General features: G+C 57.6%; 27 protein-coding genes. 18 read left to right on the top strand and 9 right to left on the bottom strand.

The annotated features are described in order from the left end of the window. Positions 1-112: 112 nt before the first annotated feature. Positions 113-562, bottom strand: a complete 450-nt coding sequence (locus tag HXW73_RS12215; protein WP_186253356.1) for a MarR family winged helix-turn-helix transcriptional regulator — start codon at positions 560-562, stop codon at positions 113-115. A gap of 214 nt (positions 563-776) precedes the next feature. After that, positions 777-1,043, bottom strand: coding sequence for a hypothetical protein (locus HXW73_RS12210; RefSeq protein ID WP_186253355.1), 267 nt, complete (start codon positions 1,041-1,043; stop codon positions 777-779). 31 nt (positions 1,044-1,074) lie between these two features. On the opposite strand from HXW73_RS12210, the gene gntR reads away from it, so the two are divergent. Next, on the top strand, positions 1,075-2,070 hold the full coding sequence (gene gntR / locus HXW73_RS12205; RefSeq protein WP_186253354.1) for a gluconate operon transcriptional repressor GntR: 996 nt from the start codon (positions 1,075-1,077) through the stop codon (positions 2,068-2,070). 69 nt (positions 2,071-2,139) lie between these two features. Next, complete coding sequence (locus tag HXW73_RS12200) at positions 2,140-2,988, top strand: MOSC domain-containing protein (RefSeq protein WP_186253353.1); 849 nt, start codon at positions 2,140-2,142, stop codon at positions 2,986-2,988. Here HXW73_RS12200 and HXW73_RS12195 read toward each other — a convergent pair. After that, entirely contained in the window at positions 2,942-3,847 is a 906-nt protein-coding gene (locus HXW73_RS12195) for a DMT family transporter (RefSeq protein WP_186253352.1), read from the bottom strand. The two genes, HXW73_RS12200 and HXW73_RS12195, sit on opposite strands and share 47 nt — an antisense overlap. A 173-nt stretch (positions 3,848-4,020) precedes the next feature. Here HXW73_RS12195 and HXW73_RS12190 point away from each other — a divergent pair, with 173 nt between their 5' ends. Then, complete coding sequence (locus HXW73_RS12190; protein ID WP_066318692.1) at positions 4,021-4,443, top strand: OsmC family protein; 423 nt, start codon at positions 4,021-4,023, stop codon at positions 4,441-4,443. A 144-nt stretch (positions 4,444-4,587) separates the two neighbouring features. On the opposite strand, the gene HXW73_RS12185 is transcribed toward HXW73_RS12190, so the two are convergent. Together HXW73_RS12185 and HXW73_RS12180 are read right to left on the bottom strand one after the other, a co-directional pair. Continuing rightward, the gene (locus HXW73_RS12185) at positions 4,588-5,244 is read right to left on the bottom strand and encodes a 2OG-Fe(II) oxygenase (RefSeq protein WP_446718984.1); all 657 of its coding nucleotides are present in this window, start codon (positions 5,242-5,244) and stop codon (positions 4,588-4,590) included. A gap of 8 nt (positions 5,245-5,252) precedes the next feature. Continuing rightward, positions 5,253-5,912, bottom strand: a complete 660-nt coding sequence (locus HXW73_RS12180) for a CoA pyrophosphatase (RefSeq protein ID WP_186253350.1) — start codon at positions 5,910-5,912, stop codon at positions 5,253-5,255. A gap of 52 nt (positions 5,913-5,964) precedes the next feature. Between HXW73_RS12180 and HXW73_RS12175 the strand changes: the two genes are divergently transcribed. Continuing rightward, positions 5,965-6,522: an NUDIX hydrolase gene (locus HXW73_RS12175; protein ID WP_186253349.1), complete on the top strand. Its 558-nt coding sequence runs from the start codon at positions 5,965-5,967 to the stop codon at positions 6,520-6,522. A 3-nt stretch (positions 6,523-6,525) separates the two neighbouring features. Here HXW73_RS12175 and HXW73_RS12170 read toward each other — a convergent pair whose 3' ends face one another. After that, positions 6,526-6,837, bottom strand: a complete 312-nt coding sequence (locus HXW73_RS12170) for an NGG1p interacting factor NIF3 (protein ID WP_186253348.1) — start codon at positions 6,835-6,837, stop codon at positions 6,526-6,528. Between the two features lie 128 nt (positions 6,838-6,965). On the opposite strand from HXW73_RS12170, the gene HXW73_RS12165 reads away from it, so the two are divergent. From HXW73_RS12165 to HXW73_RS12110, 12 genes are all read left to right on the top strand, one after another. Further along, the gene (locus HXW73_RS12165) at positions 6,966-7,931 is read left to right on the top strand and encodes a sugar-binding transcriptional regulator (RefSeq protein ID WP_186253347.1); all 966 of its coding nucleotides are present in this window, start codon (positions 6,966-6,968) and stop codon (positions 7,929-7,931) included. Positions 7,932-8,111: 180 nt separating this feature from the next. Then, complete coding sequence (locus HXW73_RS12160) at positions 8,112-9,431, top strand: ABC transporter substrate-binding protein (protein WP_186253346.1); 1,320 nt, start codon at positions 8,112-8,114, stop codon at positions 9,429-9,431. A gap of 63 nt (positions 9,432-9,494) precedes the next feature. Next, complete coding sequence (locus HXW73_RS12155; protein WP_186253345.1) at positions 9,495-10,385, top strand: carbohydrate ABC transporter permease; 891 nt, start codon at positions 9,495-9,497, stop codon at positions 10,383-10,385. 30 nt (positions 10,386-10,415) lie between these two features. Next, positions 10,416-11,243 (top strand): carbohydrate ABC transporter permease, encoded by an 828-nt coding sequence (locus tag HXW73_RS12150; protein ID WP_186253344.1) that lies wholly within the window; start codon positions 10,416-10,418, stop codon positions 11,241-11,243. A gap of 12 nt (positions 11,244-11,255) precedes the next feature. Continuing rightward, complete coding sequence (locus tag HXW73_RS12145; RefSeq protein WP_186253343.1) at positions 11,256-12,413, top strand: ABC transporter ATP-binding protein; 1,158 nt, start codon at positions 11,256-11,258, stop codon at positions 12,411-12,413. Further along, the gene (locus HXW73_RS12140; RefSeq protein WP_186253342.1) at positions 12,410-13,105 is read left to right on the top strand and encodes an HAD family hydrolase; all 696 of its coding nucleotides are present in this window, start codon (positions 12,410-12,412) and stop codon (positions 13,103-13,105) included. Before HXW73_RS12145 ends, HXW73_RS12140 begins: the two co-directional genes overlap by 4 nt. Continuing rightward, positions 13,092-13,877 (top strand): L-iditol 2-dehydrogenase, encoded by a 786-nt coding sequence (locus HXW73_RS12135; protein WP_186253341.1) that lies wholly within the window; start codon positions 13,092-13,094, stop codon positions 13,875-13,877. The genes HXW73_RS12140 and HXW73_RS12135 overlap by 14 nt, the downstream gene beginning before the upstream one ends. A gap of 6 nt (positions 13,878-13,883) precedes the next feature. Beyond that, a complete protein-coding gene (locus HXW73_RS12130) occupies positions 13,884-14,504 on the top strand; it encodes a nucleoside/nucleotide kinase family protein (protein WP_186253340.1) in 621 nt (206 codons plus the stop codon). 35 nt (positions 14,505-14,539) lie between these two features. Then, complete coding sequence (locus HXW73_RS12125; protein ID WP_186253339.1) at positions 14,540-16,027, top strand: mannitol dehydrogenase family protein; 1,488 nt, start codon at positions 14,540-14,542, stop codon at positions 16,025-16,027. After that, positions 16,027-17,517, top strand: coding sequence for a xylulokinase (xylB, locus tag HXW73_RS12120; RefSeq protein WP_186253338.1), 1,491 nt, complete (start codon positions 16,027-16,029; stop codon positions 17,515-17,517). The genes HXW73_RS12125 and xylB overlap by 1 nt, the downstream gene beginning before the upstream one ends. Before the next feature lie 33 nt (positions 17,518-17,550). After that, entirely contained in the window at positions 17,551-18,519 is a 969-nt protein-coding gene (gene tal, locus HXW73_RS12115; RefSeq protein WP_186253337.1) for a transaldolase, read from the top strand. A gap of 60 nt (positions 18,520-18,579) precedes the next feature. Further along, positions 18,580-19,419, top strand: a complete 840-nt coding sequence (locus HXW73_RS12110) for a fructosamine kinase family protein (protein ID WP_186253336.1) — start codon at positions 18,580-18,582, stop codon at positions 19,417-19,419. 3 nt (positions 19,420-19,422) lie between these two features. On the opposite strand, the gene cynS is transcribed toward HXW73_RS12110, so the two are convergent. Further along, positions 19,423-19,863, bottom strand: coding sequence for a cyanase (gene cynS / locus HXW73_RS12105; protein ID WP_186253335.1), 441 nt, complete (start codon positions 19,861-19,863; stop codon positions 19,423-19,425). Positions 19,864-19,936: 73 nt separating this feature from the next. Continuing rightward, on the bottom strand, positions 19,937-20,749 hold the full coding sequence (locus tag HXW73_RS12100) for a formate/nitrite transporter family protein (protein WP_186253334.1): 813 nt from the start codon (positions 20,747-20,749) through the stop codon (positions 19,937-19,939). A 611-nt stretch (positions 20,750-21,360) separates the two neighbouring features. Between HXW73_RS12100 and HXW73_RS12095 the strand changes: the two genes are divergently transcribed. Then, positions 21,361-22,104 carry a MipA/OmpV family protein gene (locus HXW73_RS12095; RefSeq protein WP_222105001.1) on the top strand — a complete coding sequence of 248 codons (744 nt, stop codon included), beginning with the start codon at positions 21,361-21,363 and terminating at the stop codon, positions 22,102-22,104. On the opposite strand, the gene HXW73_RS12090 is transcribed toward HXW73_RS12095, so the two are convergent. Beyond that, the gene (locus tag HXW73_RS12090; protein WP_186253332.1) at positions 22,101-23,018 is read right to left on the bottom strand and encodes an alpha/beta fold hydrolase; all 918 of its coding nucleotides are present in this window, start codon (positions 23,016-23,018) and stop codon (positions 22,101-22,103) included. The two genes, HXW73_RS12095 and HXW73_RS12090, sit on opposite strands and share 4 nt — an antisense overlap. A 284-nt stretch (positions 23,019-23,302) precedes the next feature. On the opposite strand from HXW73_RS12090, the gene HXW73_RS12085 reads away from it, so the two are divergent. Further along, entirely contained in the window at positions 23,303-24,709 is a 1,407-nt protein-coding gene (locus HXW73_RS12085; protein WP_240538623.1) for a TolC family outer membrane protein, read from the top strand. Positions 24,710-24,753: the final 44 nt, after the last annotated feature.

The following is a 24,753-nucleotide window of genomic DNA, read 5'->3' as shown; positions in this document are numbered from 1 at the left end:
TTGTGTTACCCCAAGCGATGGTCAACGGGCACTGCTATTAAGTTAGTGCAGCTTTAGTTTGCGCGCAAGATAAATAATGAGGCGTTATGTATTCGGGCTGGCAAGGAGAGGGTTATTGGGTGTTTTGTAATTTATCGCGGAGTTTGACCAGGTCTTCTTTGAGTTGGGTCAGTGCCTCGATGGACTGGTCGCTGGCATTGACGACGCAGCTAGGGATATGACGCGCCTGTTCGCGCATCGACCGGCCACGCTGGGTCAGAAACAGCTCTACCACCCGCTCATCCTGGTGGCTACGCTTTCTGATCAACAGCTGGTCGGCTTCGAGACGTTTAAGCAGGGGAGTGACCGAGCCGGGGTCAGTGAGTAAGCGCTTGCTCAACGTACTGACGGTAATGCCGTCTTCCTGCCACAACACCAGCATTGCAAGATATTGAGGGTAAGTGAGCCCTAACTCTTTGAGTAGCGGTTTATAGACCTTGGTCATCATCAAGGATGTGGAATAGAGCGCGAAACAAAGCTGGTTATCAAGCTCCAGTTCACTGCAGGTCGGGGCGTCGGCCATGATGGCTCCCTCATGAAATACTTGTCCCTAATGTAGCGTGATCGGCCACTGGGTGGCTAGCGCCCTATACCTTGGTCGCAATTTGTCTGTTCCGCTTTGACGCCTGCCTGTAGGCAGCTAGCCTATAAAATCAGTAAGTTGCTGATAAAAATGGGTTATTGCTTAATTCTTTCTTATGAGTGTACATGCTAAAAATGCATAACGTGCCCAAGTATCATAAGGTGGTCGTCATGGGCGTTACCGGGAACGCATACGCCAAGCTGAGCCGAATGTCTTGTTTATCTACCTGGAAGGTGATTTCGCGACGATCAGGCAGCGTTTGGCGGGAAGAGAAGATCATTACTTCAAGGGCGATGATATGCTGCATAGCCAGTTCGCCCAACTGGAACCGCCTCGGTCCGATGAAGCGGTTCCAGTACCGATTGATCAACCGCCAGCAGATGTACTGCGTCAGTGCATGGACGCGCCCAATGGCCGACATGCGTCTTCAACCCATTGATACCTGAGCCGACTTGAAGAAAAAACGTCCCACCTTGCAAGATATCGCGGATCGCGTTGGTGCCACCAAGATGACGGTGAGCCGATGCCTACGCGACCCCAAAACGGTGTCGGAAGGCTTGCGCGAGCGCATCTTTTCGACGGCGGAAGAGGTCGGCTATATCCCCAATCGTGCGCCCGACTTGCTCTCCCGGGCGACCAGTCATTCGATAGGCGTGCTAGTGCCGTCACTCACTAACCAGGTGTTTGCCGACGTTATCGTCGGCATTGAAACCCTGACGGAGCCCGCCGGCTACCATCTGATGCTGTCTCACTATGGCTATAGCCCCGAGCTTGAAGAGCGCAGTCTGGCGTCGTTGCTTTCGTACAATGTCGACGGTGTGATTCTCTCTGACCGGGATCATACCGATCGAAGCCTACGGATGCTGGAAACCGCCGGAATACCGATTGTTGAAATCATGGATACCCACCGTACGCCACTTCAGCAGGCGGTGGGCTACGACAACGTCAACGCGGCTTTCGATATGGTCAGCGAAATGATACGGCGCGGTCGGCGGCAAATTATTTACCTGGCGGTGCGGCTTGACGAGCGTACCCGTCAACGTGAGCAGGGCTATCGTGATGCCATGCAGGCCCATGGCTTGGAGCCGGTCACGCTGTACAGTACTCAGCGCTCGTCCTATACCGTGGGGGCGGCACTGATGGAGCAGATCATGGCTGATTACCCCACCGCCGATGGGATCTTCTGTACCAACGATGACGTTGCGGTAGGGGCCTTTTTTGAATGCCAACGGCGTGGCATCAAGGTGCCCGAACAAATAGCGATTGCCGGTTTTCACGGCCACGACGTTGGCCAGGCGATGACCCCGAGACTCGCCAGTGTGATTACTCCCCGCCAAGCCATCGGTAAAGCGGCGGCTGAGGCGCTGTTAGCGCGTATCGAAGGAGCGCCGGTGAAACACGAGGTAGTTGACCTGGGGTACGCCATTGAAGCCGGCAATACTCTGTGAGTCTCTCACGCCTGGCGAAGCGGCAGACAACTGGCTAAAGTGGTTTTTTTTGCTTTGAGGCTTGCCACCATGAAGATTGTCCAGCTTAACGTTTACCCGGTTAAATCACTGCAGGGAATTACCCTGGAGCAAAGCCAGCTACATACGCATGGGTTGGCCTGGGATCGCCGCTGGATGTTGGTCGACGCCCGGCAACGGTTTGTGACCCAGCGTCAGTTGCCGGCCCTGGCGACGATTGGCGTTGCGCTGACCGACGAACACTTGGTGCTGTCGCATCCCGACGTCGAGCCGCTGAGTGTGCCGCTTGCAGAGCCTGAAGGCAATTTACGCCTGGTTAGCGTCTGGGATGACCACTGCAAAGCGCTTCCGGAAGGCCCAGAGGTAACACACTGGCTCGAGGCCGCGCTCGGCGAGAAGGCCCAAGGGATGAGTCTGGTTCGCTTTGCCACCGAGTTTACCCGTGCCGTTGAAGATGATTTTCTCGATGGTGGCGCGGCGCATACCTATTTTTCCGACGGCTACCCTTTTTTGTTGACCACTACCGGCTCGCTTGACGCCTTGAACGACGCCTTGACCGCGGGTGGCCACGCACCGGTACCGATGAGTCGCTTTCGTCCCAATGTGGTAATCGAGTGCGACACCCCTTGGGCGGAAGACCGCTGGGCCACGTTGAGTGATGTCACAGGGATATTTCAGTTTACGCTGCGTAAACCATGCCAGCGTTGCAAAATTACCACCATTGACCAGCAGACGGCGGTGATTCCTGAACCGGCCGAGCCGCTGAAAACGCTGTTGGCGCTGAATACTCAGCCCGCCTTAAAAGGCGCCCACTTCGGTCAGAATGCCACCTTGACCAGCGGCGAGGGTGCGATTATCCGGGTGGGGGCGGTGCTTGAGGCAAGCGAGCGCGACGCCTGATACGCAGCAGGCGTGTGGCAATCGCGGTGCCGAGTAGCGTGATCAGCATCCCCGCGATAATTTGCAGGCTGAGCGTCTCGCCCAGCAGCAGGTAGCCCCAAAGCAACGCGCTGACCGGCACCAGAAAGGTGACAGTGGACGTCGCGGTGGCACCGGCGCTGGCGAGCAAACCGAAGTAAAGCAAAAAAGCCAGCGTGGTACTGAGGACCGCCAGTGCCAGCGCGTTACCCCATGCCAGTGGAGAAATAGGCTCGCCAGGCCACAGCAGAATACCGGGTATCAACAGCACGGTGGCCGACATTGCACAGCTGCCAGCCGCCAACACACGGCTGGGCAGATGGCTCAAACGGGTTTTCGAATAGTTACCGGCAATGCCATAGCAGAATGTCGCTCCCAGTACCGCCAGGATAAACCAGCCGTCGCCGCCGACCGCGAAGTCGAGCCGGTTGGCTGACAGCACGTAAACGCCTGCCAGTGCGAGTGCCAATCCCAGGTATTGCTGGCGGATGATCGGCGTGGCGAAAAATAATGCCCCGATAAGGGCGGTAAAAATCGGCGTGGTGGCATTGATCAGCGAAGTGAACCCCGCTTCCAGGCGCGTAGTGGCCAAGGCCAGCAGCGAGAAAGGCAGGACGTGATTGATAATGCCGAGTAGCAGTAGCGGCCCCTTGTGCTGCCATATCAGGCGCAGATAGTGGACGCTGAGCAGAAACGGCAGTAACAGCAATGCGCCTATCACCATACGCACCAATATAAGCGGAATCGGACCAAACTCGGGCACCGCGACGCGCATAAAAATAAACGATAATCCCCACAGAGAGGAAAGCAGCACTAATTTCAGCGCATCTGCCGACGACATGGCGAATCCCTTGCTCAAAAAGGTTGGCATTGAGCTACCAGCTTACGACCGTCTTACCGGCAATGGAACCAGGGCTGTCGGCAGGGCGACAAAAATCAGCTACGCTGGTGAGGTAGCTGTCGTTATCGGCAGCTCCATCAATAACCTGACATTTGACGCGAAAGGAGCTATCCATGGATCGTAAAGCAAGCGCACGTTGGGAAGGTGGACTGAAAGACGGCCGTGGCCACGTTGCCACTGAAAGCGGCGTACTCGACGCCAGCTATTCATTCAAAAAACGCTTTGAAGACGAGAAAGGTACCAACCCTGAAGAACTGATCGGCGCCGCCCACGCCAGTTGTTTCTCCATGGCCCTGTCGATGGTGCTGGGTGAAAAAGACCTAACCGCCACCTCTATCGAGACCAGCGCCAATGTGACGCTCTCCCAGAGCGACGCCGGGTTCGATATTTCGAAAATTCATCTGGACGTTGAAGCTCAGGTGGACGGTGCCGACGATGCGACCTTTAAAGAAGCGGCAGAAACGGCCAAGGCCAATTGCCCGGTCTCCAAGGTGCTCAACGCCGAGATCAGCATGACGGCCAAGCTTAAGCACTGAGCCTTTACTGACTGAGTCTTTACTGACTCAGTCTGGATAGACAGTGCCTTGGCTAAGCTCATCGCTTAGCCAATGAAGACTGTCTCAGATATTAACGCCTTGGCATTTGCCAGGGCGTTTTTGACTTTATGCGGGGTTTATGGTTTAGCGCGCTGGGTCCAAAACGCCACCCAGCGACGCATTGCGCCGGAACCAGCCGGCGATACTGGCCCGTGGCTGTTGGGTGGGGAGCACTTCGTGGGGAATGGTGTCCGACATGAAGCACGCAAAGGTCCCTGCTTCCGGTACCACGCGGGCGACCTCCTGGTCGGGGGCGTCCGGGTTATACAGCACCATTTCGCCGCCGCCATTGGCGGGCCAGGCAGGGTTCAGGTAGCCAACCGTTGAGATCACGCGGTTGGCGCGCCCACGAAAACTGTCCAGATGGCGCTGGTAAAATGCGCCGGGCGGATAGTGGGCAAAATGGGCTTCGTACTCGAACAGCCCCAGGAACAGCGCCTGGTTGAGCACCTGCTGTAAATCCTCCATCGCCATTAAGTAGCGCCGCTGAGCCTCGCTTTCGCGGTCGAGCCAATGGATCGCATCGCCACGAACGTCTTTGCGCAGGTGATGCTGCTTTCCTCGGCCGATACCTGCTTCATCCAGTGCATTATGCGCGGCCATATGATGCAGCTCTTGATGAAGGGCATGGCACAGATCCAGGTCAATAACGCCTTGTCCGACATACCAGCCTTGTTCAACCAGGGCATCCACCAGCTCTGTCTGGGTAGCTGATGACAGAGCTGGTGGCGATAAATGCATGCTAGAGGTCATTCGTTAGGTCTCAGCTTTCTTGAAGGCGAAGTCGGCGTGGATGCGCTTTTACGTTCCGGGTAATGACGCAATGCGCCGACAGGACGCTGGTAAAGGTCTATCGGCATGTCAAAGCCTTCGGCCAGTAATTCCACCAGCATCATGGCGGACAGGCCCCAAATGACATGGCCGTCGACCTGGTAGCTGGGCACGTAGTGGGCGACGCCATCGACCGTAATGACATCGGTATGCGTACGCCGGTCGTCCAGAAAGTGGCTTAACGGCACCTCAAAGATAGCGTCCAACTCACCTGGGTCGGCCACCAGCGGCAGGTCGGGCGGAATAATGCCCACCCAGGGCGTTACCCGAATGCCATGCAGAGAGATCACGTCGGATAAGCGGCCCAGTGCCGTGACGTGCCCAGGGTCAAGGGCAACCTCTTCCTGGGCCTCACGCAGCGCCGTGGCGTAGAGGTCGTGGTCGTACGGCTCGCGCATACCGCCTGGGAAGGCCACCTGGCCACTGTGGGTGCTGAGGTGGCGGGCGCGCCGGGTAAACAGCAAGGTCGGGGCCGGGCGCTCGACAATAGGCAACAAAACAGCCGCCTCGGGCAAGCCAGCGTGGTCTAGCCGTTGAGGGGAGAGTTGTTGCAGCCGATTGCGAAGTGTCTCTAACATGTAGCATCCATAAGCGTTGTTATCTTTTCCCAGCAGCCGTAGAGAAATCGCGATGAATTTTTGCAGCCAGTGTGGCAATACCGTCCGTTTTGCCGTTCCTGAAGGCGATGACCGCCCGCGCTATCTATGCGATGCCTGCGGCACCATCCATTACCAAAACCCCCGCATTGTAGCGGGGACGTTACCGGTCAGCGGCACCAAGATACTGCTCTGCAAGCGCGCCATTTCCCCGCGGAGAGGGTACTGGACTCTGCCGGCCGGCTATATGGAAAACGCCGAAACCACCGAACAGGCCGCGACTCGCGAAACCCGCGAAGAAGCCTGCGCTGAGGTCGCCCTGGCCAATCTCTACACGTTGATTGATTTACCGCATATCAACCAAGTTTATATGATTTTTCGGGCGGAACTCACGGGTGGCTTCAACGCCGGGCCGGAAAGCCTCGAAGTGGCGCTATTCGAGGAACACGAAATCCCCTGGGATGAGCTCGCGTTCCCGACCATCGAGCAAACGCTCCGCCACTTCTATGCCGACCGGGTGCGTCACGAATATCCACTGCATATCAGTGCCATCAACCCCGAAGATCGTGAGCGCTACGCCGGTAGTGCCTGAGGTTTATAAGTCGGCCAGTGCCCAGACATCATAGGCGACTTCTTCATAGGGATGCGCCAGCCTCAATGCAGCGATGGCCGCCTGAATGTGGTCGTCGTCGCATACCAGTTCAACCTTCAGCTCGTCCACAAACTCAAGCTCGCCTACCTTGCCAATATGCGGGTCTGCCCCGTCAAGCGGACGGAACTGGACCGTGCCACGGGTCTGGAAACAGCAGGCTTCGTAGTCGCCAATACGCCCTGCGCCGGTTTCAAATACGGCTTCCTTAACGCTTTCCGCTTCTTCAGCGGGGACAAAAAATGCCAGCTTATACATAGGTTAACGCCTCCTGATTCCAGCATGGTGTAGGGTTGCGCAACATCATATTAGCGAATAGATGACTTCTGGTCGCCCCGTTCACTTTGTATGATGACGGTTTACTCATCTGGGTTGCGAGTCGGTGAATGGATAAATTCGAGGTCAAAATAGATCAGGCGGCCAGGGCCGCCTGGATGTCCTACGTCGGCGGTATGACGCAGGATGACATTGCCACCCAATTGGGCGTCTCAAGGCCGGGGGTGCAACGTCTGTTGGCCCTGGCTCGGCAGGAAGGCCTGGTAAAGGTGCATATCGACCATCCGATTTCCACCTGCATGGCACTGGGCAGTGCGCTGCGCGAGCGCTTTGGGTTGGCTTACTGCGATGTGGTGCCCGCCGACAGCCATGCCCCTGAAAGTGCTGCCTATTACCTGGCCGTGGCTGGCGCGGAGCGGCTTTCCCGGTTCGTTGAGCGTAGCGAACCGCTGACGTTGTCATTGGGCACAGGCCGCTCGGTGCGCGCGGCGGTAGAAGCGCTGAGCCGCGTTGAGCGCCCTCAGCACCGTTTCGTTTCACTAGTGGGCAACGTTGCCCGGGATGGCTCGGCGAACCGCTACGACGCGGTGATGGTGCTGGCGGATAAAACCGGCGGCGAACGCTTCTTGCTGCCTGCTCCGGTAGTGGCCGAGTCACTCGACGAGAAACAGGCCATGCTGTCGCAGCGCCTGTTCAAGGCGATTGCCGATGTGGCCAGAGAGTCCGAGGCGGCCTTTATTGGCGTAGGCCGCATCGATCGTCAGGCGACATTGTTCCAGGATCATTTCATCAGTGAAGATGAACTCGATGAGCTGCTTGGCTTAGAGGCTGTGGGCGAACTACTGGGCTGGCCGCTCAATCGCCAGGGTGACGTGATCGACTGCTCGATTACCCGCCGGGTCACGAGCCTGCCCCTTGAGCGCTTTGGCAAACATATGATGGTGGCCATGGCGGGCGGGCGTGATAAAGCCCCCGCCATTCATGCGGCATTAAAGGGTGGCTGGCTGAAGGGCTTGATTACCGATGAGATTGCTGCTCGGCACATCGTCAATACGGAAGAACTAGGCGCGCATTAGGGCTGGTGTTCGGCAGCGCAACATGCTGTTTTTCTGATTAATTAGCGTAAAGTCTAAGTGCCGGGGCTTTGCTTTTTTTTGGCTTTCGTACGATCATTTGTTCGATAGCTGATCAATAAGATCAAATCGAAAGAAGCATCCGGCGATAACAATGCCAATACAAGCCCACAGGAGTGCCTTATGCGACTCGCACGTCACCTACCCCTTACCAGTCTAGCGGCGGCCATCGCCTTCGCTGGTCAGGCCCAAGCAGAAACCGAACTGACCGTCGCGACGGTCAACAATAATGACATGGTCATCATGCAAAGCCTCACTGATGTCTTTGAGGAGGCGCATCCCGACATTACCCTGGACTGGGTGGTGTTAGAGGAAAATGTGCTGCGCCAGCGCATGACGACCGATATCGCCACCGGTGGTGGCCAGTTCGATGTGATGACCATTGGCACCTATGAAGTGCCGATCTGGGCTGAGCGTGGCTGGCTGTCACCGCTGGATAACCTGCCCGACGATTATAATGAAGACGATTTGCTGACTTCAGTCCGCGATGGCCTTAGTCACGAGGACACGCTCCACGCGCTACCGTTTTATGCCGAAAGCTCGATGATGTACTACCGCAAGGACCTGTTCGAAGAAGCGGGCATTGAGATGACCGATCAGCCCACCTGGGAAGAGGTGCGCGAATGGGCCGGTAAACTCGACGGTATGGAAGATGGCTTGGCCGGTATCTGCCTGCGTGGCAAACCAGGCTGGGGCGAAAACATGGCCTTTGTTTCCACGTTGGTCAACACCTTTGGCGGGCGTTGGTTTGACGAGGACTGGAACCCTGAGCTGAATTCCGACGCCTGGGTTGAGGCAGTTCAATTCTATGTTGACCTGCTCAACGATTACGGCCCACCGGGGGCAAGCTCCAACGGCTTTAATGAAAACCTGGCGCTGTTCTCGCGGGGTAACTGCGGCATGTGGGTCGATGCCACCTCCGCGGCTGGCAAACTCTACGACGGCGATGAGTCCGACGTGGCCGACAGCTTGGGTTTCGCACCTGCCCCGGTTGCCGAAACGCCGAAAGGCTCGCATTGGTTGTGGTCCTGGGCGCTAGCCATCCCGGCGTCTTCTGAAAACCAGGATGCCGCGCGTGAATTTATTACCTGGGCGACCTCGCAAGAGTACGTCGAGCTTGTCGGTGAAACCGAAGGCTGGACCAGCGTACCTCCCGGCACGCGTGAATCCACCTACGCAGACGAACGCTACATCGACGCGGCTCCGTTTGCCGACTTCGTGCTGAAGGCGATTCAAGATGCTGACCCCACCGACTCGACGCTCGAACCCAATCCCTACATTGGCGTGCAGTTCGTCGGCATTCCGGAGTTCCAGTCGATTGGTACTCGGGTTGGTCAGAATGTCGCTGCCGCGCTAACCGGTGATAGCTCAGTAGAAGAGGCGCTAGACGATGCTCAGCGTTCCACTGAACGCGCCATGCAACGGGCGGGTTACTTAGACTAATGCGGTCAACGCCCGAGCCTTGTGCTCGGGCGTTTTCCCTAGTGCATTCTGGTAGGTACTTCCATGAATAAGAAACGTGCTTCCGGCCGCACCGTCGGCGGGCTGAGAACGCTATCGCTTCAAGCACCCGCTGTCACGCTATTGCTGCTGTGGATGGTTGTGCCCTTGGGCATGACAATCTGGTTTTCGCTGCAGCGCTATAACCTGTTAATGCCGGAAATGACCGGCTTTGCCGGATTCGAGAACTATCAGTACCTGTTTACGGACCCAGCGCTATGGGCGGCCATGGGCAACACCCTGCTGCTGGTGGGATGGGTGCTGGTGATTACCGTGGTCGGCGGCACGCTGCTCGCGGTGCTGTTTCAGCAGGAGTTTGCCGGACGGGGCATTGCCCGTGTGCTGGCCATTTCCCCGTTTTTTGTGATGCCCACCGTCAGTGCACTGGTGTGGAAAAACATGATGATGCACCCGTCCAACGGAGTGCTGGCCTGGCTGGCCGAGTCGTTTGGCCTAACCGCGCTGGATTGGTTTTCATCGCTACCGCTGACCTCGATCGTGATTATCGTGGCCTGGCAGTGGACACCGTTCGCGCTGTTGATCCTGCTGACGGCGATGCAGTCGCTGGATGAAGATCAGGTCGAAGCCGCCCGCATGGATGGCGCGGGGCCGGTCGCCATTTTCTTCTTCATCACGCTGCCGCACCTCAAACGTGCCATCAGCGTCGTGATCATGATCGAGATGATTTTTCTGCTTACCATTTTTGCGGAAATTTTTGTCACCACCTCCGGCGGGCCAGGGCTTGCCACCACGAACCTGGCCTATCTGATCTATATCCGTGCGCTACTGGATTTCGATGTCGGCACTGCCTCCGCCGGTGGGGTGATCGCAATCATTCTCGCCAATATCGTCGCCATCTTCCTGGTCCGCATGGTCGCCAAAAACCTGGAAGAGTAACCGGCACGTAAGTGTCCTGGGAGTGTTGTGATGACAAGCTTACGTTCCACTAACAGCAAAAAACTGCTGCTGACGGTCTTTGGCTGGTCGGTGGCCTTGGTGATTTTCTTCCCTATTCTGTGGATGGTTCTGACTGGCTTTAAAACCGAGACGGCTGCGATTGCCGATCCGTCGTTTATTTTTTCGCCTACCCTGGAGAGCTATCAAGCGGTCCAGGAGCGTTCGGGCTATGCACGCTTCGCGCTTAACAGCGTTGCGGTGGCCTTTGGCTCGACGCTTCTGGCATTGCTGATTGCAATTCCTTCGGCATATTCGATGGCGTTTTTGCCGACCAAGCGGACTAAAGGCACTTTGCTTTGGATGCTATCCACCAAGATGCTGCCACCTGTCGGTGTGCTGGTGCCGATTTATCTGATTTTCCGCGATGTTGGGCTACTGGATACCCGCACCGGTCTGATCATCATCTATACGCTGATGAACCTGCCGATCGTGGTGTGGATGCTCTATACCTTCTTCAAAGACATGCCCAAAGACATTCTCGAAGCTGGCCGCATGGACGGCGCCACGACATTCCAGGAGGTGTTCTTTCTGCTTTTGCCGCTAACCCTGCCGGGCATCGCGTCGACGGGGTTGTTGTCGGTTATTTTGAGCTGGAATGAAGCGTTCTGGAGTCTCAATCTCACGTCGTCCAAAGCGGCGCCGTTAACCGCTTACATCGCCTCGTTTTCAAGCCCCGAAGGGCTGTTTTGGGCCAAGCTGTCGGCGGCCTCCACGATGGCGATTGCGCCCATTCTAATCCTCGGCTGGATGACCCAGAAGCAAATGGTGCGCGGCCTGACCTTTGGTGCCGTCAAGTAAAGGAGTTTTCCTATGGCAACCCTACAACTCAATAATATTACCAAGCAGTTTGGCGACACTGAGGTCATTAAAGGCATTGATCTTGACGTTGAAGATCGTGAATTTGTGGTCTTCGTTGGCCCTTCAGGCTGCGGCAAATCCACCCTGATGCGCATGATCGCCGGGCTGGAAAGCGCCACAGGCGGCGATATCCTGATTGACGGCCAGCGGATGAACGACGTGGGTCCCGCCGATCGCGGCCTCGCCATGGTCTTCCAAAGCTATGCGCTTTACCCGCATATGACGGTGGAAGGCAATATGGGCTTCAGCATGCGGTTGGCCGGTGTTTCCAAAGAGGAACGCCGGGCCAAGGTGCTGGAGGCGGCCAAGATTCTGCAGCTCGAACCGCTGCTGGATCGCAAACCCAAGGCGCTGTCCGGTGGTCAGCGACAACGCGTCGCCATTGGCCGCGCGATTGTCCGCAACCCGAGTATTTTCCTGTTCGATGAACCGCTCTCCAACCTGGATGCGGCGCTGCGTGTGCAGATGCGTATCGAGCTGGCGCGTCTGCACGATGAGCTCGACGCCACCATGATCTATGTCACCCACGACCAGATCGAAGCCATGACCATGGCGGATAAAATCGTCGTGCTGCGAGATGGGGTGGTCGAGCAGGTCGGCTCGCCGATGGCGCTTTATCATCATCCCCAAAACCGTTTTGTCGCCGGGTTTATAGGCTCGCCTAAGATGAATTTTTTCGACGTGACGCTGGTTGGCGTCAAGCCCGACGGGGTGGGTATTCGGATGCCAGGCGGCGGCGAGCGCCATGTGCCGGTAGACGGCCAGTATCTGGGGGACAACGCGACGCTGGAGCTGGGTATTCGGCCCGAACACCTGGTACTTGAAGAGCAAGGGCCCTTGGTCGGGAAAATACAGGTGCTGGAGCGCCTTGGCGGCCAAACCTCGCTCTATGTGCAGATGGCCGATCAGCTCGTCACCATCATGGCCGACGGCGATGTGGCCTACCGGGTTAACGATACGGTGCACTTTGGTTTTGCCCCCGAGCGGGCTCACCTGTTCGATGCCGACGGTCAGGCCTTGCCGAGTTTACAGCAGCACCCGCTGGCGGGGCTCACCCGCGGGGACAATCGCGCCAACGGGGACAATGCTGCTCCCGAGGCGTCGCTATGACGGCGCTTATTTTCGACTGTGACGGCGTTCTCGTCGATAGCGAAGCCCTGGCCGAAGGCACGCTGGCCGAACACCTTGGCCGCTGGTTGCCGGACATCGATATTGAACAATCGCTTGGACAGGCGTTAGGCATGACCACTGCCAACATTCTGCGTCACGCCGAGCAGTTAAGCATCTATCCGTTACCCGCGAATGCGGCGGAGCGGGTTGATACTGCCATCGAGGCGAGGTTGGCCCGCGAACTTGCCGCGATCGACGGGGTTGAGGCGGCTGTGCGAGCGGTGACGCTACCCAAGGCGGTGGTTTCCAACAGCCGTCGCTCTCGTGTTCTGGCATCGCTTGCGGGTACCGGGCTAGACGACGCCCTCGGCGATGTGCCGATTTTTACTGCGGAACAGGTCGACCAGCCCAAGCCAGACCCCGCGCTTTATCAACTGGCGGCTGCGACCCTGGGAGAAGCGCCCAGTGCTTGCCTGGTGGTGGAGGATAGTGTGGCCGGCGTCACGGCGGCCACCGCGGCAGGCATGTGGGTGATTGGCTTTGTGGGGGCCAGCCATGTGGATGACGGGCAGTCCGAGCGGCTTCGTCAGGCGGGTGCCTGGCGCATCTTGCCGCACATGCAGGGGTTAAATGACCTGGTCAGCGAGTGGCAGGGGCTTATCAGCAAGGGAGGTCGACATGAAGCTAACTAATAACGTGGCTGTAGTGACGGGTGGGGCGAAAGGCATCGGACTGGCGATCGCCGAGCGCTACCTCAGCGAAGGGGCCAGTGTGGTGGTCGCCGATATCGATACGGCGGCGATTGACGGCGCCGTCAATCGGCTGCGCCAGGAAGTGGGCGAGGAACGGGTGCTGGGTATTGAGCTGGATGTCTGCGATACAGCGTCCATCGACGCCATGGTGGCAGAGGTTCGCGAGCGCATGGGGCGTATCGATATTTTGGTCAATAATGCCGCGATATTTGACATGGCGCCGGTACTCGAGGTCACCGAGGCCAGTTTCGATAAGCAATTTGCCGTCAATACCAAAGGCATGTTCTTCACCCTTCAGGCGGTGGCCAACGCAATGGTCGACCAGGGGCAGGGCGGCAAGATCATCAATATGGCCTCCCAGGCGGGGCGGCGTGGCGAAGCACTGGTGAGTGTTTACTGCGCCAGCAAAGCCGCTGTGATCAGCCTGACCCAGTCCTGTGGGCTGGACTTGATCAAGCACGGCATCAACGTCAACGGTATTGCTCCCGGCGTAGTGGATACACCGATGTGGGAAACCGTGGATGCGCTGTTCGCCCGCTATGAAAACCGTCCATTGGGCGAGAAAAAACGCCTGGTCGGCGAGGCCGTGCCATTTGGCCGCATGGGGCTGCCGGAAGACCATACCGGTGCAGCGGTCTTCCTGGCCAGCCAGGACAGTGACTATGTGGTCGCCCAGACGCTCAACGTCGACGGCGGCAACTGGATGAGCTGACTTGCCATGACCCCGGAACTTGATCACATCAGCCGTCAGATCATCCAGGCGGCAAACGGCCTTCCCCGTTATATCGTCGCCCTGGCGGGTCCGCCTGGTGCCGGAAAGTCCTACCGTAGCGAGCAGCTTTGTGAGGCGATCAACAAGCAGTTGCCGGGTCAGGCCGGCGTGGTGCCGATGGATGGCTACCACTTCGATAACGCCGTGCTCGGCGAAGCGCAGCTGCCGCTCAAGGGCGCGCCGCACACCTTCGATGTGGGCGGTCTGCGCGTTGATCTGGAGCGCCTTCGGCGTGCCGACCAACCGGTTGCCGTTCCCGTGTTTGACCGTCCGCTGGATCTGGCCCGCGCCGGTGGGCGGCTAATTAGCCTTGAGCAGCGCATCGTGATTGTTGAAGGCAACTATTTGTTGCTCGACCGCCCCATATGGCGCGACCTGCGACCTTTGTTCGACTGGACGTTGATGCTTGAGGTCGACGATGACGTGTTGGCGCAGCGCCTGGTGACCCGCTGGTTAGCCATGGGCCAGGACCACGCAGGCGCCATGGAGCGCACACACCAAAAAGACATGCTCAATGCCCATCTGGTGAAAACAGGCAGTCTTTCACCCGATCAGTACTGGCGTTAGCACGTCATATCCAATGATTAAACTGGAGAGCGACAATGACCCAACTCAATAACCACAATGTGGGCAAACTAGGCTCCCCCATTGCCACGCCTGACTACGATCGCAGCACGATTACCCCAGGCATTGTCCATATTGGTGTGGGCGGCTTTCACCGCGCCCACCAGGCGATGTATCTGGATGGCCTGATGAACCGGGGCGAAGCGCTGGACTGGGGCATTGTCGGGGTGGGTGTGATGCCGGGTGATAAACGTATGCAACAGGCGTTGGTGGCGCAGGACTACCTCTACACCCTGGTGGTCAAGCATCCTGATGGCCGTTACGAGCCACGGGTGATCGGCAGCATGGTGGATTACCTCTTTGCACCGGAGGCGACTGAAGCGGTGATCGAACAGATGGCTGATCCACAGATTCGCATCGTGTCGTTGACGGTCACCGAAGGGGGTTACAACTTCCACCCGGTGACCGGCGAGTTCGATCTGGACAACCCACAGGTACGCGATGATCTGGCGAATCCTACCCAGCCCTCGTCCAGCTTTGGTCTGGTAGTGGAAGCGCTGGTACGCCGCCGGGAGCGCGGCATTGCACCGTTTACGGTGATGTCCTGCGATAACATACAAGGCAACGGCGATGTGGCGAAGCGCATGTTCAGCGCTTACGCCCGTGCCCGGGATAACGCGCTGGGGGAATGGGTGGCCGACCAAGTGGCGTTTCCCAATGCCATGGTGGACCGCATTACGCCGGTCACCTCGGAGGCGGATATCAGCGAGCTTTCGCAGCATTTTGAGATTGAAGATGCCTGGCCCGTGGTCTGTGAGCCCTTCACCCAGTGGGTGCTGGAGGATCATTTTCCGTTGGGACGTCCGGCGCTGGACAAGGTGGGGGTGCAGTTGGTCGATGACGTCGAACCTTACGAGCTGATGAAGCTGCGGCTGCTCAACGCGAGCCACCAGGCGCTGACTTACTTTGGCTATCTGGCGGGTTACCGCTATGCTCATGAGGTCTGCCAGGACACGCTATTTGTCGACTTCCTGCTCGGCTATATGCGTGAAGAGGGCTCGCCCACGCTGGCGCCGGTGCCAGGTGTCGACCTGGAAGCCTATCGGCTGACGCTTATCGAGCGCTTTGCCAATCCTCAAATCAAGGACACCCTGGCGCGCCTGTGTGCGGAAAGCTCTGACCGCATTCCCAAGTGGCTGGTGCCGGTGATTCGTCAGCAGTTGGCCGATGGCGGCGAGATCAAACGCAGCGCGGCGGTCGTGGCCAGCTGGGCGCGCTATGCTGAAGGGGTCGACGAGCAGGGTGAACCGATCGAGATCGTCGACCGTCTGAAAACGTCACTCATGCAAATTGCCGCCAATAACCGCACCCAACCAACGGCGTTTGTTGAAAACCGTGAGGTGTTTGGCGACCTGGCAGATCAGCCCCGTTTTCTGGCGGCCTACCTTGCGGCGCTAACATCGCTGCACGAACGCGGCGCACGCGCTACGCTTGAGGATCTGGTCTCGTCCAAAGGAATTCAGTAATGTACATCGGTGTCGATTGCGGAACGCAAAGTACCAAAGTGGTGGTCGTGGATGTTGAACAAGGCCTTATACGCGGCGAGGCAAGCCGCCCCCACCATTTGGACGAAGGTGAAAATGGCCGCCGTGAGCAGGCCCCCAGTGAGTGGCTGGCAGCGCTGAAAGGCGCCTTTTTTGAGGCCCTGGAACGAGCCGAGGTCGACGCCAGCCAAGTGCGCGGTATCGGTGTCTCCGGCCAACAGCATGGCATGGTGGCGCTGGACGGCGAGGGTGAGCCGGTGTATCCCGCCAAATTGTGGTGCGATACCGAAACCAGCACCCATAACAGCGACCTGATGGCGCGCCTTGGCGGCGAAGCGGGCTGCCTGGAAAAGCTCGGCCTGGTACTGCAAACCGGTTATACCGCCTCCAAGGTGGCGTGGCTGCGCGACCATCATCCTGACGCTTATCAGCGCATCGAAAGCCTGTTGTTGCCTCACGATTACCTGAACTTCTGGCTTACCGGCAACCGCGTGACCGAGGCGGGCGATGCCTCCGGCACCGGATATTTCGATACGCAAAGGCGGCGCTGGCGGCTGGATGTGTTTGCCGAGATAGCCCCTGAGCTGGATGCCCAGCGCGTGCTTCCCCGGTTGCTTGATGCTCATGAGCCTGCTGGCTTCGTGCAAAGCGCCGTGGCCGCCGAGCTTGGCTTGGCGGACGATGTCGTGGTGTCCTCCGGCGGTGGGGACAATATGCTTGGCGCGATTGGCACTGGCAATATAACCCCGGGGCTGATTACGTTAAGCTTGGGAACATCAGGAACGGTGTGTGCTTACTCACCGGCCCCCGTGGTCTGCGATAACGCCATGGTTGCCAATTTCTGTTCGAGCACCGGCGGTTGGTTGCCGCTGATCTGCACCATGAACGTGACCTCGGCCACTACCCGGGTACGCGAGCTGTTCGGTTTAGACTTGGCCGCGTTTGGCGAGCGGGTGGCCAGTGCCCCGGTTGGCGCTGAAGGAGTGACCGTATTGCCGTTTTTCAATGGTGAGCGGGTGCCAATGTTGCCGGAAGCGTCCGCGGACTTCCTGGGCTTGACCAGCCTGAATACCACCCAGGCCAACCTGTGCCGGGCGGTGATGGAAGGGGCGACCTTTGGGCTGCGCTATGGGTTGGAACTGCTCGGAGATCTAACCGCGGGGGCCAGCCAGATTCGCCTGATTGGCGGCGGCGCCAAGAGCCCGGTATGGCGGCAAATGGTAGCGGACATCACCAATACGCAGGTGATCTGCCCGGTAATCACCGACGCTGCGGCGCTGGGTGCGGCACTGCAGGCCGCGTGGTGTGATCAGCGGGAAGACGGGGTTACCTTGGAAGCGCTGTGTGAACGGCTGGTAACCCTGGATGCGGAATCGCAGGCGGACCCCGACCCGGTACAAGTGGCGGCTTACCAAACAGCCTATTCGCGTTATTGTCGTGCGCTCGAGCAACGCCACGGCATCACTCATTAATTTAAGGCACCCGGTCAATAAGGAGATTTTTTTATGGCGAATCAACGTACGTTGGATCAACTACAGCAATTAAAACAACACTCACTGGTGGTGGCCGATACCGGTGACCTGGAGGCGATTCGTCGCTACCAGCCGCAAGACGCGACTACCAATCCGTCGCTGTTGCTCAAAGCGTTTAGTTTGCCGGGCTACCAGGCGATGATCGATGAAGAGTTGAGCCAGGTTAAGGCATCCGGTGGTGCTCGTGAGCAGCAGGTCACCCACGCGGTGGACCGTTTGGCGGTTGCCGTTGGTAGTGAAGTCGCCGCGGTGGTACCGGGGCGTGTCTCCACCGAAGTGGCGGCCCGCCTGTCGTTTGACACCCAGGCGAGCATCGCCAAGGCTCACGAGCTGATCGAGCTTTATGAAGCCCGAGGCGTGAGCCGCGACCGCGTACTGATCAAGCTGGCCTCTACCTGGGAGGGGATTCGGGCCGCGGAGGTGCTGGAGCGGGAAGGCATTCAGTGCAACCTGACGCTTCTGTTCAGCGACGCCCAGGCCCAGGCCTGCTTCGATGCGGGCGTGTTTCTTATTTCCCCCTTCGTGGGTCGCGTGACCGACTGGTACAAGAACGCCACAGGCAATGACTACACACCGGAAAATGACCCGGGCGTCCTGTTCGTGCGTGGGGTTTGTGAACGTGCCAACCAGGGCGGCTACGACACCGTCGTGATGGGCGCCAGCTTCCGCACCACCGGCCAGGTGCTGGCGTTGGCGGGCTGCCCACGGCTGACCATCTCCCCGGCGTTGCTTGAAGAGTTGGCCTCGTCAGAAGGTGAAGTGACGTCTCAGATTGCGGCACATACCGGCAACGGTCAGCCGTTCCCTGCCTTGAGTGAAGCGGATTTCCGCTGGGGGCATAACCAGGATGCGATGGCCAACGACAAGCTGGCGGAAGGTATTCGTCGTTTCCACGATGACCAGCTTGAACTGGAAGCGCTCATTGATCAGCGGCTGGGATGAGTCGACGCCGCCCCAACGGGCAGTCACAATGGACTGACATTCAGCGCAAAGGAGCATGTAATGGACTCAGCCCTGGCCGCGTTACTGGAAACGCTCGACATTACCCCCAAGGGGGGCTTAACACCGCTTAGCGGCGGTGATATTGCCGCCGTCTACAAGCTTGATACCCAGCAGGGCAGCGTCGTCGTCAAGCATGATGACGCTGAACGACTGCGTGGCGAAGCTGAGGCGTTGCGAGCCTTGAAAGGTGCGTGTTCCGTATTGATTGTCCCGCAGGTGCTGGGCCTTTCCGAAGGCTGGCTGGTGATGGAAACGCTTGAAGCATCGGGCCGGCGGGATAATGCGGCGCTGGGTGAAGGCCTCAAAGAACTGCACGCGAGCGTCGGCGACCAGCATGGCTGGCATTGGGATAATGCCTGTGGCCGCACCCCTCAGCCGAATGCGCCGCTGGACGACGGGCGGGCGTTTCAGCGCGAGCGGCGGCTATTGCCCCTCAGCGACGCCTGCTATCAGCGCGGTTTGCTCGATAAAAAGCTCTATGAGCGCATTGCCCGCCAGGCGCACGAGTTGGAAGACTGGCTGCCCGATAGGCCTGCGAGCCTGGTGCACGGCGATCTGTGGTCGGGCAATGTGCTGTTCACGCCGCGCGGCCCCGCCATTATCGACCCGGCGATATATCGTCACTACCCGGAAGTCGATATTGCCATGTTGACGCTCTTTGGCTCGCTGGATGAGCGCTTTTTTGAGGCCTACTGGAACGGCGACGCCCCGGCCGATTGGCCGAGGCGTGAAGCGTTATTTCAGCTGTATCCGCTGCTGAACCATCTGCTGCTCTTTGGGGCGAGCTATCGCAGCGGCGTTGAACGCAGCGTTACCGCGCTTGAGGCTTACCAGGGTTAGGCGTTACCAGGACTTATAAGGCAGGAATTTGCCGTTCAGGGTAAGCAGAACGCGGTCGCCTTTGGGGTCTTCTACCTTATCGACCTCCATGGTGAAATCGATAGCGCTCATGATGCCGTCGCCAAACTGCTCCTGTACCACATCCTTGAGTGTCTCGCCGTACACGCCGACAACTTCATAGAGGCGATAAATGAAGGGGTCCTGTGGGATGGCTTCATCCCACACCTTGGTCGGGAAGGTCACCAGAGCATCGGCAACATCGCTCTCGACGTCCAGCGTGTTGCAGATCTTTTTGGCCACATCCGGGCTGGCGCTGTTCATGCCATAGCAAGCCGACGCTATCCACACCGGCGACATCCCCACGGCGCTGGCAATATCGTCCCAGCTCATTTTCTTGCGCGCTTTGGCGGCAAGCAGGGTGTGGCGCATTTCAAGTTTATCCATGAGAGTTCTCCAGTATGGTGAAGGGCGCGTGACGCCCTGTTTTTGTTAGCTGTTTTCGGTGATTAAATCTCGATCAAGACAGGTTTTTCTTGGGCTGGGTGCGGACGTGGGTGGTATACAGAACCAGACCGACCAGTGTCAGACCGCCGACCAGGTTACCCAGCACCGTGGGGATTTCGTTCCACATGATGTACTGATACAGCGTAAATTCAGCGCCCATCATCAGGCCGATCGGGAACAGGAACATGTTGACCACGGAATGCTCGAAGCCAAGATAGAAGAACACAATGATCGGCATCCACATGGCCATGATCTTGCCGGATACCGTTGTCGAGATAGCGGCACCTACGACCCCCATGGAGACCATCCAGTTACAGAACATGCCCCTGAGGAAGAGCACAATCCAACCGGCTAGCCCGGCATCCTGGTACCCCACGGTCCGGCTTTCACCGACTTGCATCATGGTTTGGCCGACGGCGTTGATTTCCTCAGTGCCACCCATGGTGAAGTTCATATAGCCAAAAATGGCAATAAACAGGGCGCCGCCAAGGTTACCGAGCCCTACCAGCCCCCAGCACTTGAGCATTCGTGGCAGGGTGACCCCAGGTCGTTTATCGAGCCAGGCGATCGGCACCAGCGTAAAAACCCCGGTGAGCAGGTCATAGCCCATCAAATAAAGCATCACAAAGCCCACGGGAAAGAGCAGCGCCCCGATCAAGAAATTGCCTGTTTGGGTGGCGATTGTGATGGCAAAAATAACCGCCAACGCCAGGGTGGCGCCCGCCATGAAGGCGCGAATAAGCGTATCCCGGGTGCCCATATAGACTTTAGCTTCACCCTGGTCTACCAGCTTCGTGACAAACTCACTGGGCATTAGATATGACATGAATAGGTTTTCCTGTGTCATTTCGGTTAATTAACGTCGCGCCTGCGCGTCCAGAATTAGTTCTTTGTGTTAGCTCTTTGGTTAGGTCTGGATATCGCAGACGCTTAGCTCGCTGACAGGATGTTGCATTTGGCATGCCAATTTATTCATTGGTGGGCTGAGAAAATCGTAAAATCGATTTATGTCATTGATTTATATTTTTTAACGTCAAATCTTGTATTGGCCAGCACTGTGGCGAGAATTTAACGTCGCAAGGCAGTTTGATGAGGGCTGCACCATTGAGAGGCGCCTCTGTAGACTGTGCACCGTATTGTTGCAAGAAGGCCGTTTTGCCGTTCAGGCGTTGATTGCCCTGGTGGTAGCGTTGACCCGGTGGCAAAAGGGAAATTGACGGAAATGAAGGCGAGTGCTAGCTTACATTCATAAATGTATGTTAGGCGTGATTTTTTTGCGTCATACTAGTTGTAGATTCAAGCGCAGTTGGCCATGCCAGCTGCGGTTTTGTCGTTGATTGCTTACGTCAAGGAAGACGGCCTGTGGTTGGTTAAGGCATTGCTTCCAAACCTCTATGACAACAGTGGGTTTTAACCATGAGATCAAGACTATCTGCTATGCCATATTTCGCGCTATCCACATTGCTGATGGTTGCATCGGGTAACGCTTTGGCGCAGTGGGAAGGTAGCGTTGGCGCCGGTGTGTTTAGCGTGCCCGAATATCTGGGTAGCGATGAAAATGAAACGCGTGGCTGGCCAAGCGCCAGTATTACGTATGGCGATACCTTTTACGCCAGCGTGCGTGATGGTATCGGCTGGAATTTGCTTCGCCAGGGAAACTGGAAGGTTTCACCGTTTATCACCTACCTGCCGGGTCGTGATAACGACGGCGAGCTAAGCGGTTTAGACAAGGTCGATGATGGTGCAGCTGCAGGCGTACGTGTCCGCTATTCAAACGGGCCCTGGGGGCTGGAAGCCGCTACCAAGGCTCCTATAGGCGGCGATGTAGACGGCTATGAAGCCGACCTGAAAGCCAGCTGGCGCACCATGCTGTCTCAGCAGATGGCGTTTTCGATTGGCCCTGAGTTGACCTACTCAAGCGACGACTGGACCCAAGATATGTTTGGCATTTCGCCTGCAGAAAGCGCGCGTTCAGGACTTTCCGTCTATCGCCCGAACGATGGTTATTTTCGCTATGGACTGAGCAGCAGCCTAAGCTATTACCTGACTCGTGACTGGTCTTTGACGGGGCTGCTCGGCGTTACGCGATTGACGGGCGACGCCGCCGACAGCCCGATCGTTGATGATGCGGGCGATGAGACTCAGGTGATGGGTGGTGCGCTGATTAACTATCACTTTTAATCGCGAGGGTGGATCAGCCGTTGCCACCAACGGCTGATCCGCTGCTCTGGGTTTGCTGCCTGGGAAGAGGCGATGTCACCGTAGTAGTTCAGAAAGCGCTTGAGGGGAGCCACTTGCTGGTCATTGTTGAGCATCGGGGCATGGCCACAGCCCGTCGCCTCAAGCGTTTCCATATGCGGCTGGTCGACCTGCATGCGTTTTACACTCTCGGCACGTAACAACGGGGAATGTTCACCCCGAATAACCATTAACGGGCAGCGGATTTGCTGCCAGTCGCGCCAGGTGTCGCGGGGCGTATCGTTTACAAACTGCTCGCTTATGCGGGGATCGTAATGAAAGCTCCAACTGCCATCGGGCAGTCGACGGCCACTGCTTAGTGTCATCTGCTGCCACTCAAAGCGGCTGAGTGCACCGAACCCCTGGTAATGCTGTTCAAGCGCCTGTTGTAGCTCGCTGAGCGTCGAGAAACGTTTGAGCACGCTAAAATAGGTTGCCATTTCTGCCAGCGCCTGGCTATCCAGCTCGGGGCCTACATCATTGAGAACCAAGCAGTGAATTCGCTGGGCGGTGTTTTCATCAGCGGCCAGCAGCATGCCAAGCAAACCGCCCATCGACGTGCCGACCCAGTTAGCGCTCTCGATGTGGAAATGGTCGAGTACGGCCAACGCGATCGTCACATAGTGGCTGTATAAGTAATCATTGGCAGGGTAAAGCGACCAACTGGAAAGTCCGCGTCCCGGTGTGTCGGGCGCAATGACTCGCCATTGGGGGCCGAGCTTCCGGGCAAGGGATTCAAAGTCGCCGCCGTGACGGGCCAGCCCATGCCAGGCGACCACGGTATTGGGGGCATCGGGATGCCAGATACGAACGGCGATTTCGAGCTGACGTACGCTAATATATTCAATGCGATCCATGACATGCCTCGAAGCGTTGTTTGTTGCTATGCAGCATAATGACGTACAGGATAGTCGAATAAAGCCAGTTTGTACGGTCTCGCGATATGGTCGCCATGTTGCAAAAGGCAATCGTTAAAGAAAAATGAAATATAAGCCGAATATTTGACCAAGGTCTGGTATCGCCAAAAAAACATGCGACAATGTATGTAAGCATTCAGACTGATATTAATGAGGAAAACGCTATGCTGCGACTCCCTTCTACGTTGGCTTTTAAGACCTCTCGCCCTCTTACGGCGCAGCGTATGCTGCTTCCCGCATTATTGCTATCGGTATGGTCGGTTCCTGCTTGGTCGGCCGACCTGCTTACGATTACCCGCGATGCGCTGGAAAATAACGCCGAGTTGAGTTCAGCGCGTTCCCAAACCCAGAGCGTCCAGGCAGGTCGCGACGTTGCCCGTGGCGACTTGCTGCCACAGGTGAATGCGTCGGGCGATGTGGCGCATAACCGGCAGTATGAAAGTCAAACCGGCGCCCAGGGTACACAGGTGAGGGGTGGAACCGGTAGCGACGATCCATTCAATAGCGTCAGTTTGACGCTGGAAGCCTCGCAAGCCCTTTTTGATCTACGCAACAGCCGTGAAGTTGAACAAGCCGAGCGTCAAATCGATCAGCAAATCTACTTGCTGGCCTCCACCGAGCAGCAAGTGCTGATCGACGTGGCAACGGCTTACTTTGACATTCTACGCGCCAACGACATTCTCGATGCCCGCCTAGCTCAGGAGCGCGCCATTGGCCGCCAGTTGGAGCAAGCTGAAGAGCAGTTTGAAGTTGGCCTGATCGCGATTACCGAGGTAGAGGAAGCGCAGGCGAGTTTCGATCAGTCTCGTGCCGAACGCATTGCTGCGCAGAGTGATTTGCAGGTTAGCTTTGAAGCTCTGGAGCGCCTGACTGGCCAGCGCTACGCTAACATTGATGCGCTGAGCGACGACTATCCCATTGATCAGCCGACGCCTAGCGACCGCGACCACTGGGTTGATCTCGCCGTTGAGAACAACCCCTTGGTTCTCGCCGAACAGGCGGGTGTTGAGGTGTCCCGCAGCGCTGTGGGGGTGGCTGAGGCGCAGCGTGCGCCAACCTTGCAGGCCTTTGCGAATTATCAGTATGCCGATAACGATATTGACCAATACCAGGGCCACGATACTTCAAGTCAGGTGGGGCTGAGCGCCAACTGGCCGCTATACACGGGCGGCAGCACCCAGGCCAGCATCCGTCAAAGCACTTACCAGTTGGAAGCCAGTCAGTTCGACTTTGAGGCCCAGCGCCGCGACACCGTTCAGCAGGTGCGCTCGCTGTATACCCAGGTCAGCAATGATGTCTCCACCGTGGATGCCCGCGAGCAGGCCATCGTTTCCAACCAGAGCGCGCTGGATGCCACGCGCGCAGGCTATGAAGTCGGTACCCGTAACATTGTCGACGTGTTGAATGCCGAGCAAAACCTTTACAACGCGATTTCCGACTATGCCCAGGCGCGTTACGACTATGTCGTCAATCTGCTATCGCTGCGCCAACAGTCCGGTCGTTTGGACGTTGAGGCCGTCGAAGATATCAATGCGTGGCTACAGGGCGAAGAGGTTACCTTTACATTGCCCGAAGACGCTGGTTCCAGCAGCGTGACGAACATCGGTGAGCGCCCGGTACTTGAGCAGTAACAACCTCTCTGGCGGCGCTAAAGGCCGCCAAATATTTACATTCA

The sequence above is a fragment of the Halomonas sp. SH5A2 genome (genome assembly GCF_014263395.1).
Lineage (GTDB): Bacteria > Pseudomonadota > Gammaproteobacteria > Pseudomonadales > Halomonadaceae > Vreelandella.
Note: the sequence above shows the minus strand (reverse complement) of the source record. Positions and strands in the feature narration are given on the sequence as shown.

Excerpts from the sequence above, each read along its gene's own strand:
- HXW73_RS12090 (WP_186253332.1), bottom strand. The coding sequence starts at position 23,018 with ATGGATCGCATTGAATATATTAGCGTACGTCAGCTCGAAATCGCCGTT.
- HXW73_RS12180 (WP_186253350.1), bottom strand. The coding sequence starts at position 5,912 with ATGTTAGAGACACTTCGCAATCGGCTGCAACAACTCTCCCCTCAACGG.
- HXW73_RS12110 (WP_186253336.1), top strand. The coding sequence starts at position 18,580 with ATGGACTCAGCCCTGGCCGCGTTACTGGAAACGCTCGACATTACCCCC.
- HXW73_RS12145 (WP_186253343.1), top strand. The coding sequence starts at position 11,256 with ATGGCAACCCTACAACTCAATAATATTACCAAGCAGTTTGGCGACACT.
- HXW73_RS12160 (WP_186253346.1), top strand. The coding sequence starts at position 8,112 with ATGCGACTCGCACGTCACCTACCCCTTACCAGTCTAGCGGCGGCCATC.
- HXW73_RS12085 (WP_240538623.1), top strand. The coding sequence starts at position 23,303 with ATGCTGCTTCCCGCATTATTGCTATCGGTATGGTCGGTTCCTGCTTGG.
- HXW73_RS12195 (WP_186253352.1), bottom strand. The coding sequence starts at position 3,847 with ATGTCGTCGGCAGATGCGCTGAAATTAGTGCTGCTTTCCTCTCTGTGG.
- tal (WP_186253337.1), top strand. The coding sequence starts at position 17,551 with ATGGCGAATCAACGTACGTTGGATCAACTACAGCAATTAAAACAACAC.
- HXW73_RS12215 (WP_186253356.1), bottom strand. The coding sequence starts at position 562 with ATGGCCGACGCCCCGACCTGCAGTGAACTGGAGCTTGATAACCAGCTT.
- HXW73_RS12130 (WP_186253340.1), top strand. The coding sequence starts at position 13,884 with ATGACCCCGGAACTTGATCACATCAGCCGTCAGATCATCCAGGCGGCA.
- HXW73_RS12175 (WP_186253349.1), top strand. The coding sequence starts at position 5,965 with ATGAATTTTTGCAGCCAGTGTGGCAATACCGTCCGTTTTGCCGTTCCT.
- HXW73_RS12125 (WP_186253339.1), top strand. The coding sequence starts at position 14,540 with ATGACCCAACTCAATAACCACAATGTGGGCAAACTAGGCTCCCCCATT.
- HXW73_RS12170 (WP_186253348.1), bottom strand. The coding sequence starts at position 6,837 with ATGTATAAGCTGGCATTTTTTGTCCCCGCTGAAGAAGCGGAAAGCGTT.
- HXW73_RS12190 (WP_066318692.1), top strand. The coding sequence starts at position 4,021 with ATGGATCGTAAAGCAAGCGCACGTTGGGAAGGTGGACTGAAAGACGGC.
- HXW73_RS12210 (WP_186253355.1), bottom strand. The coding sequence starts at position 1,043 with ATGTCGGCCATTGGGCGCGTCCATGCACTGACGCAGTACATCTGCTGG.
- HXW73_RS12100 (WP_186253334.1), bottom strand. The coding sequence starts at position 20,749 with ATGTCATATCTAATGCCCAGTGAGTTTGTCACGAAGCTGGTAGACCAG.
- HXW73_RS12165 (WP_186253347.1), top strand. The coding sequence starts at position 6,966 with ATGGATAAATTCGAGGTCAAAATAGATCAGGCGGCCAGGGCCGCCTGG.
- xylB (WP_186253338.1), top strand. The coding sequence starts at position 16,027 with ATGTACATCGGTGTCGATTGCGGAACGCAAAGTACCAAAGTGGTGGTC.
- HXW73_RS12150 (WP_186253344.1), top strand. The coding sequence starts at position 10,416 with ATGACAAGCTTACGTTCCACTAACAGCAAAAAACTGCTGCTGACGGTC.
- HXW73_RS12200 (WP_186253353.1), top strand. The coding sequence starts at position 2,140 with ATGAAGATTGTCCAGCTTAACGTTTACCCGGTTAAATCACTGCAGGGA.
- HXW73_RS12095 (WP_222105001.1), top strand. The coding sequence starts at position 21,361 with ATGCCATATTTCGCGCTATCCACATTGCTGATGGTTGCATCGGGTAAC.
- cynS (WP_186253335.1), bottom strand. The coding sequence starts at position 19,863 with ATGGATAAACTTGAAATGCGCCACACCCTGCTTGCCGCCAAAGCGCGC.
- HXW73_RS12135 (WP_186253341.1), top strand. The coding sequence starts at position 13,092 with ATGAAGCTAACTAATAACGTGGCTGTAGTGACGGGTGGGGCGAAAGGC.
- HXW73_RS12140 (WP_186253342.1), top strand. The coding sequence starts at position 12,410 with ATGACGGCGCTTATTTTCGACTGTGACGGCGTTCTCGTCGATAGCGAA.
- HXW73_RS12155 (WP_186253345.1), top strand. The coding sequence starts at position 9,495 with ATGAATAAGAAACGTGCTTCCGGCCGCACCGTCGGCGGGCTGAGAACG.
- HXW73_RS12185 (WP_446718984.1), bottom strand. The coding sequence starts at position 5,244 with ATGCATTTATCGCCACCAGCTCTGTCATCAGCTACCCAGACAGAGCTG.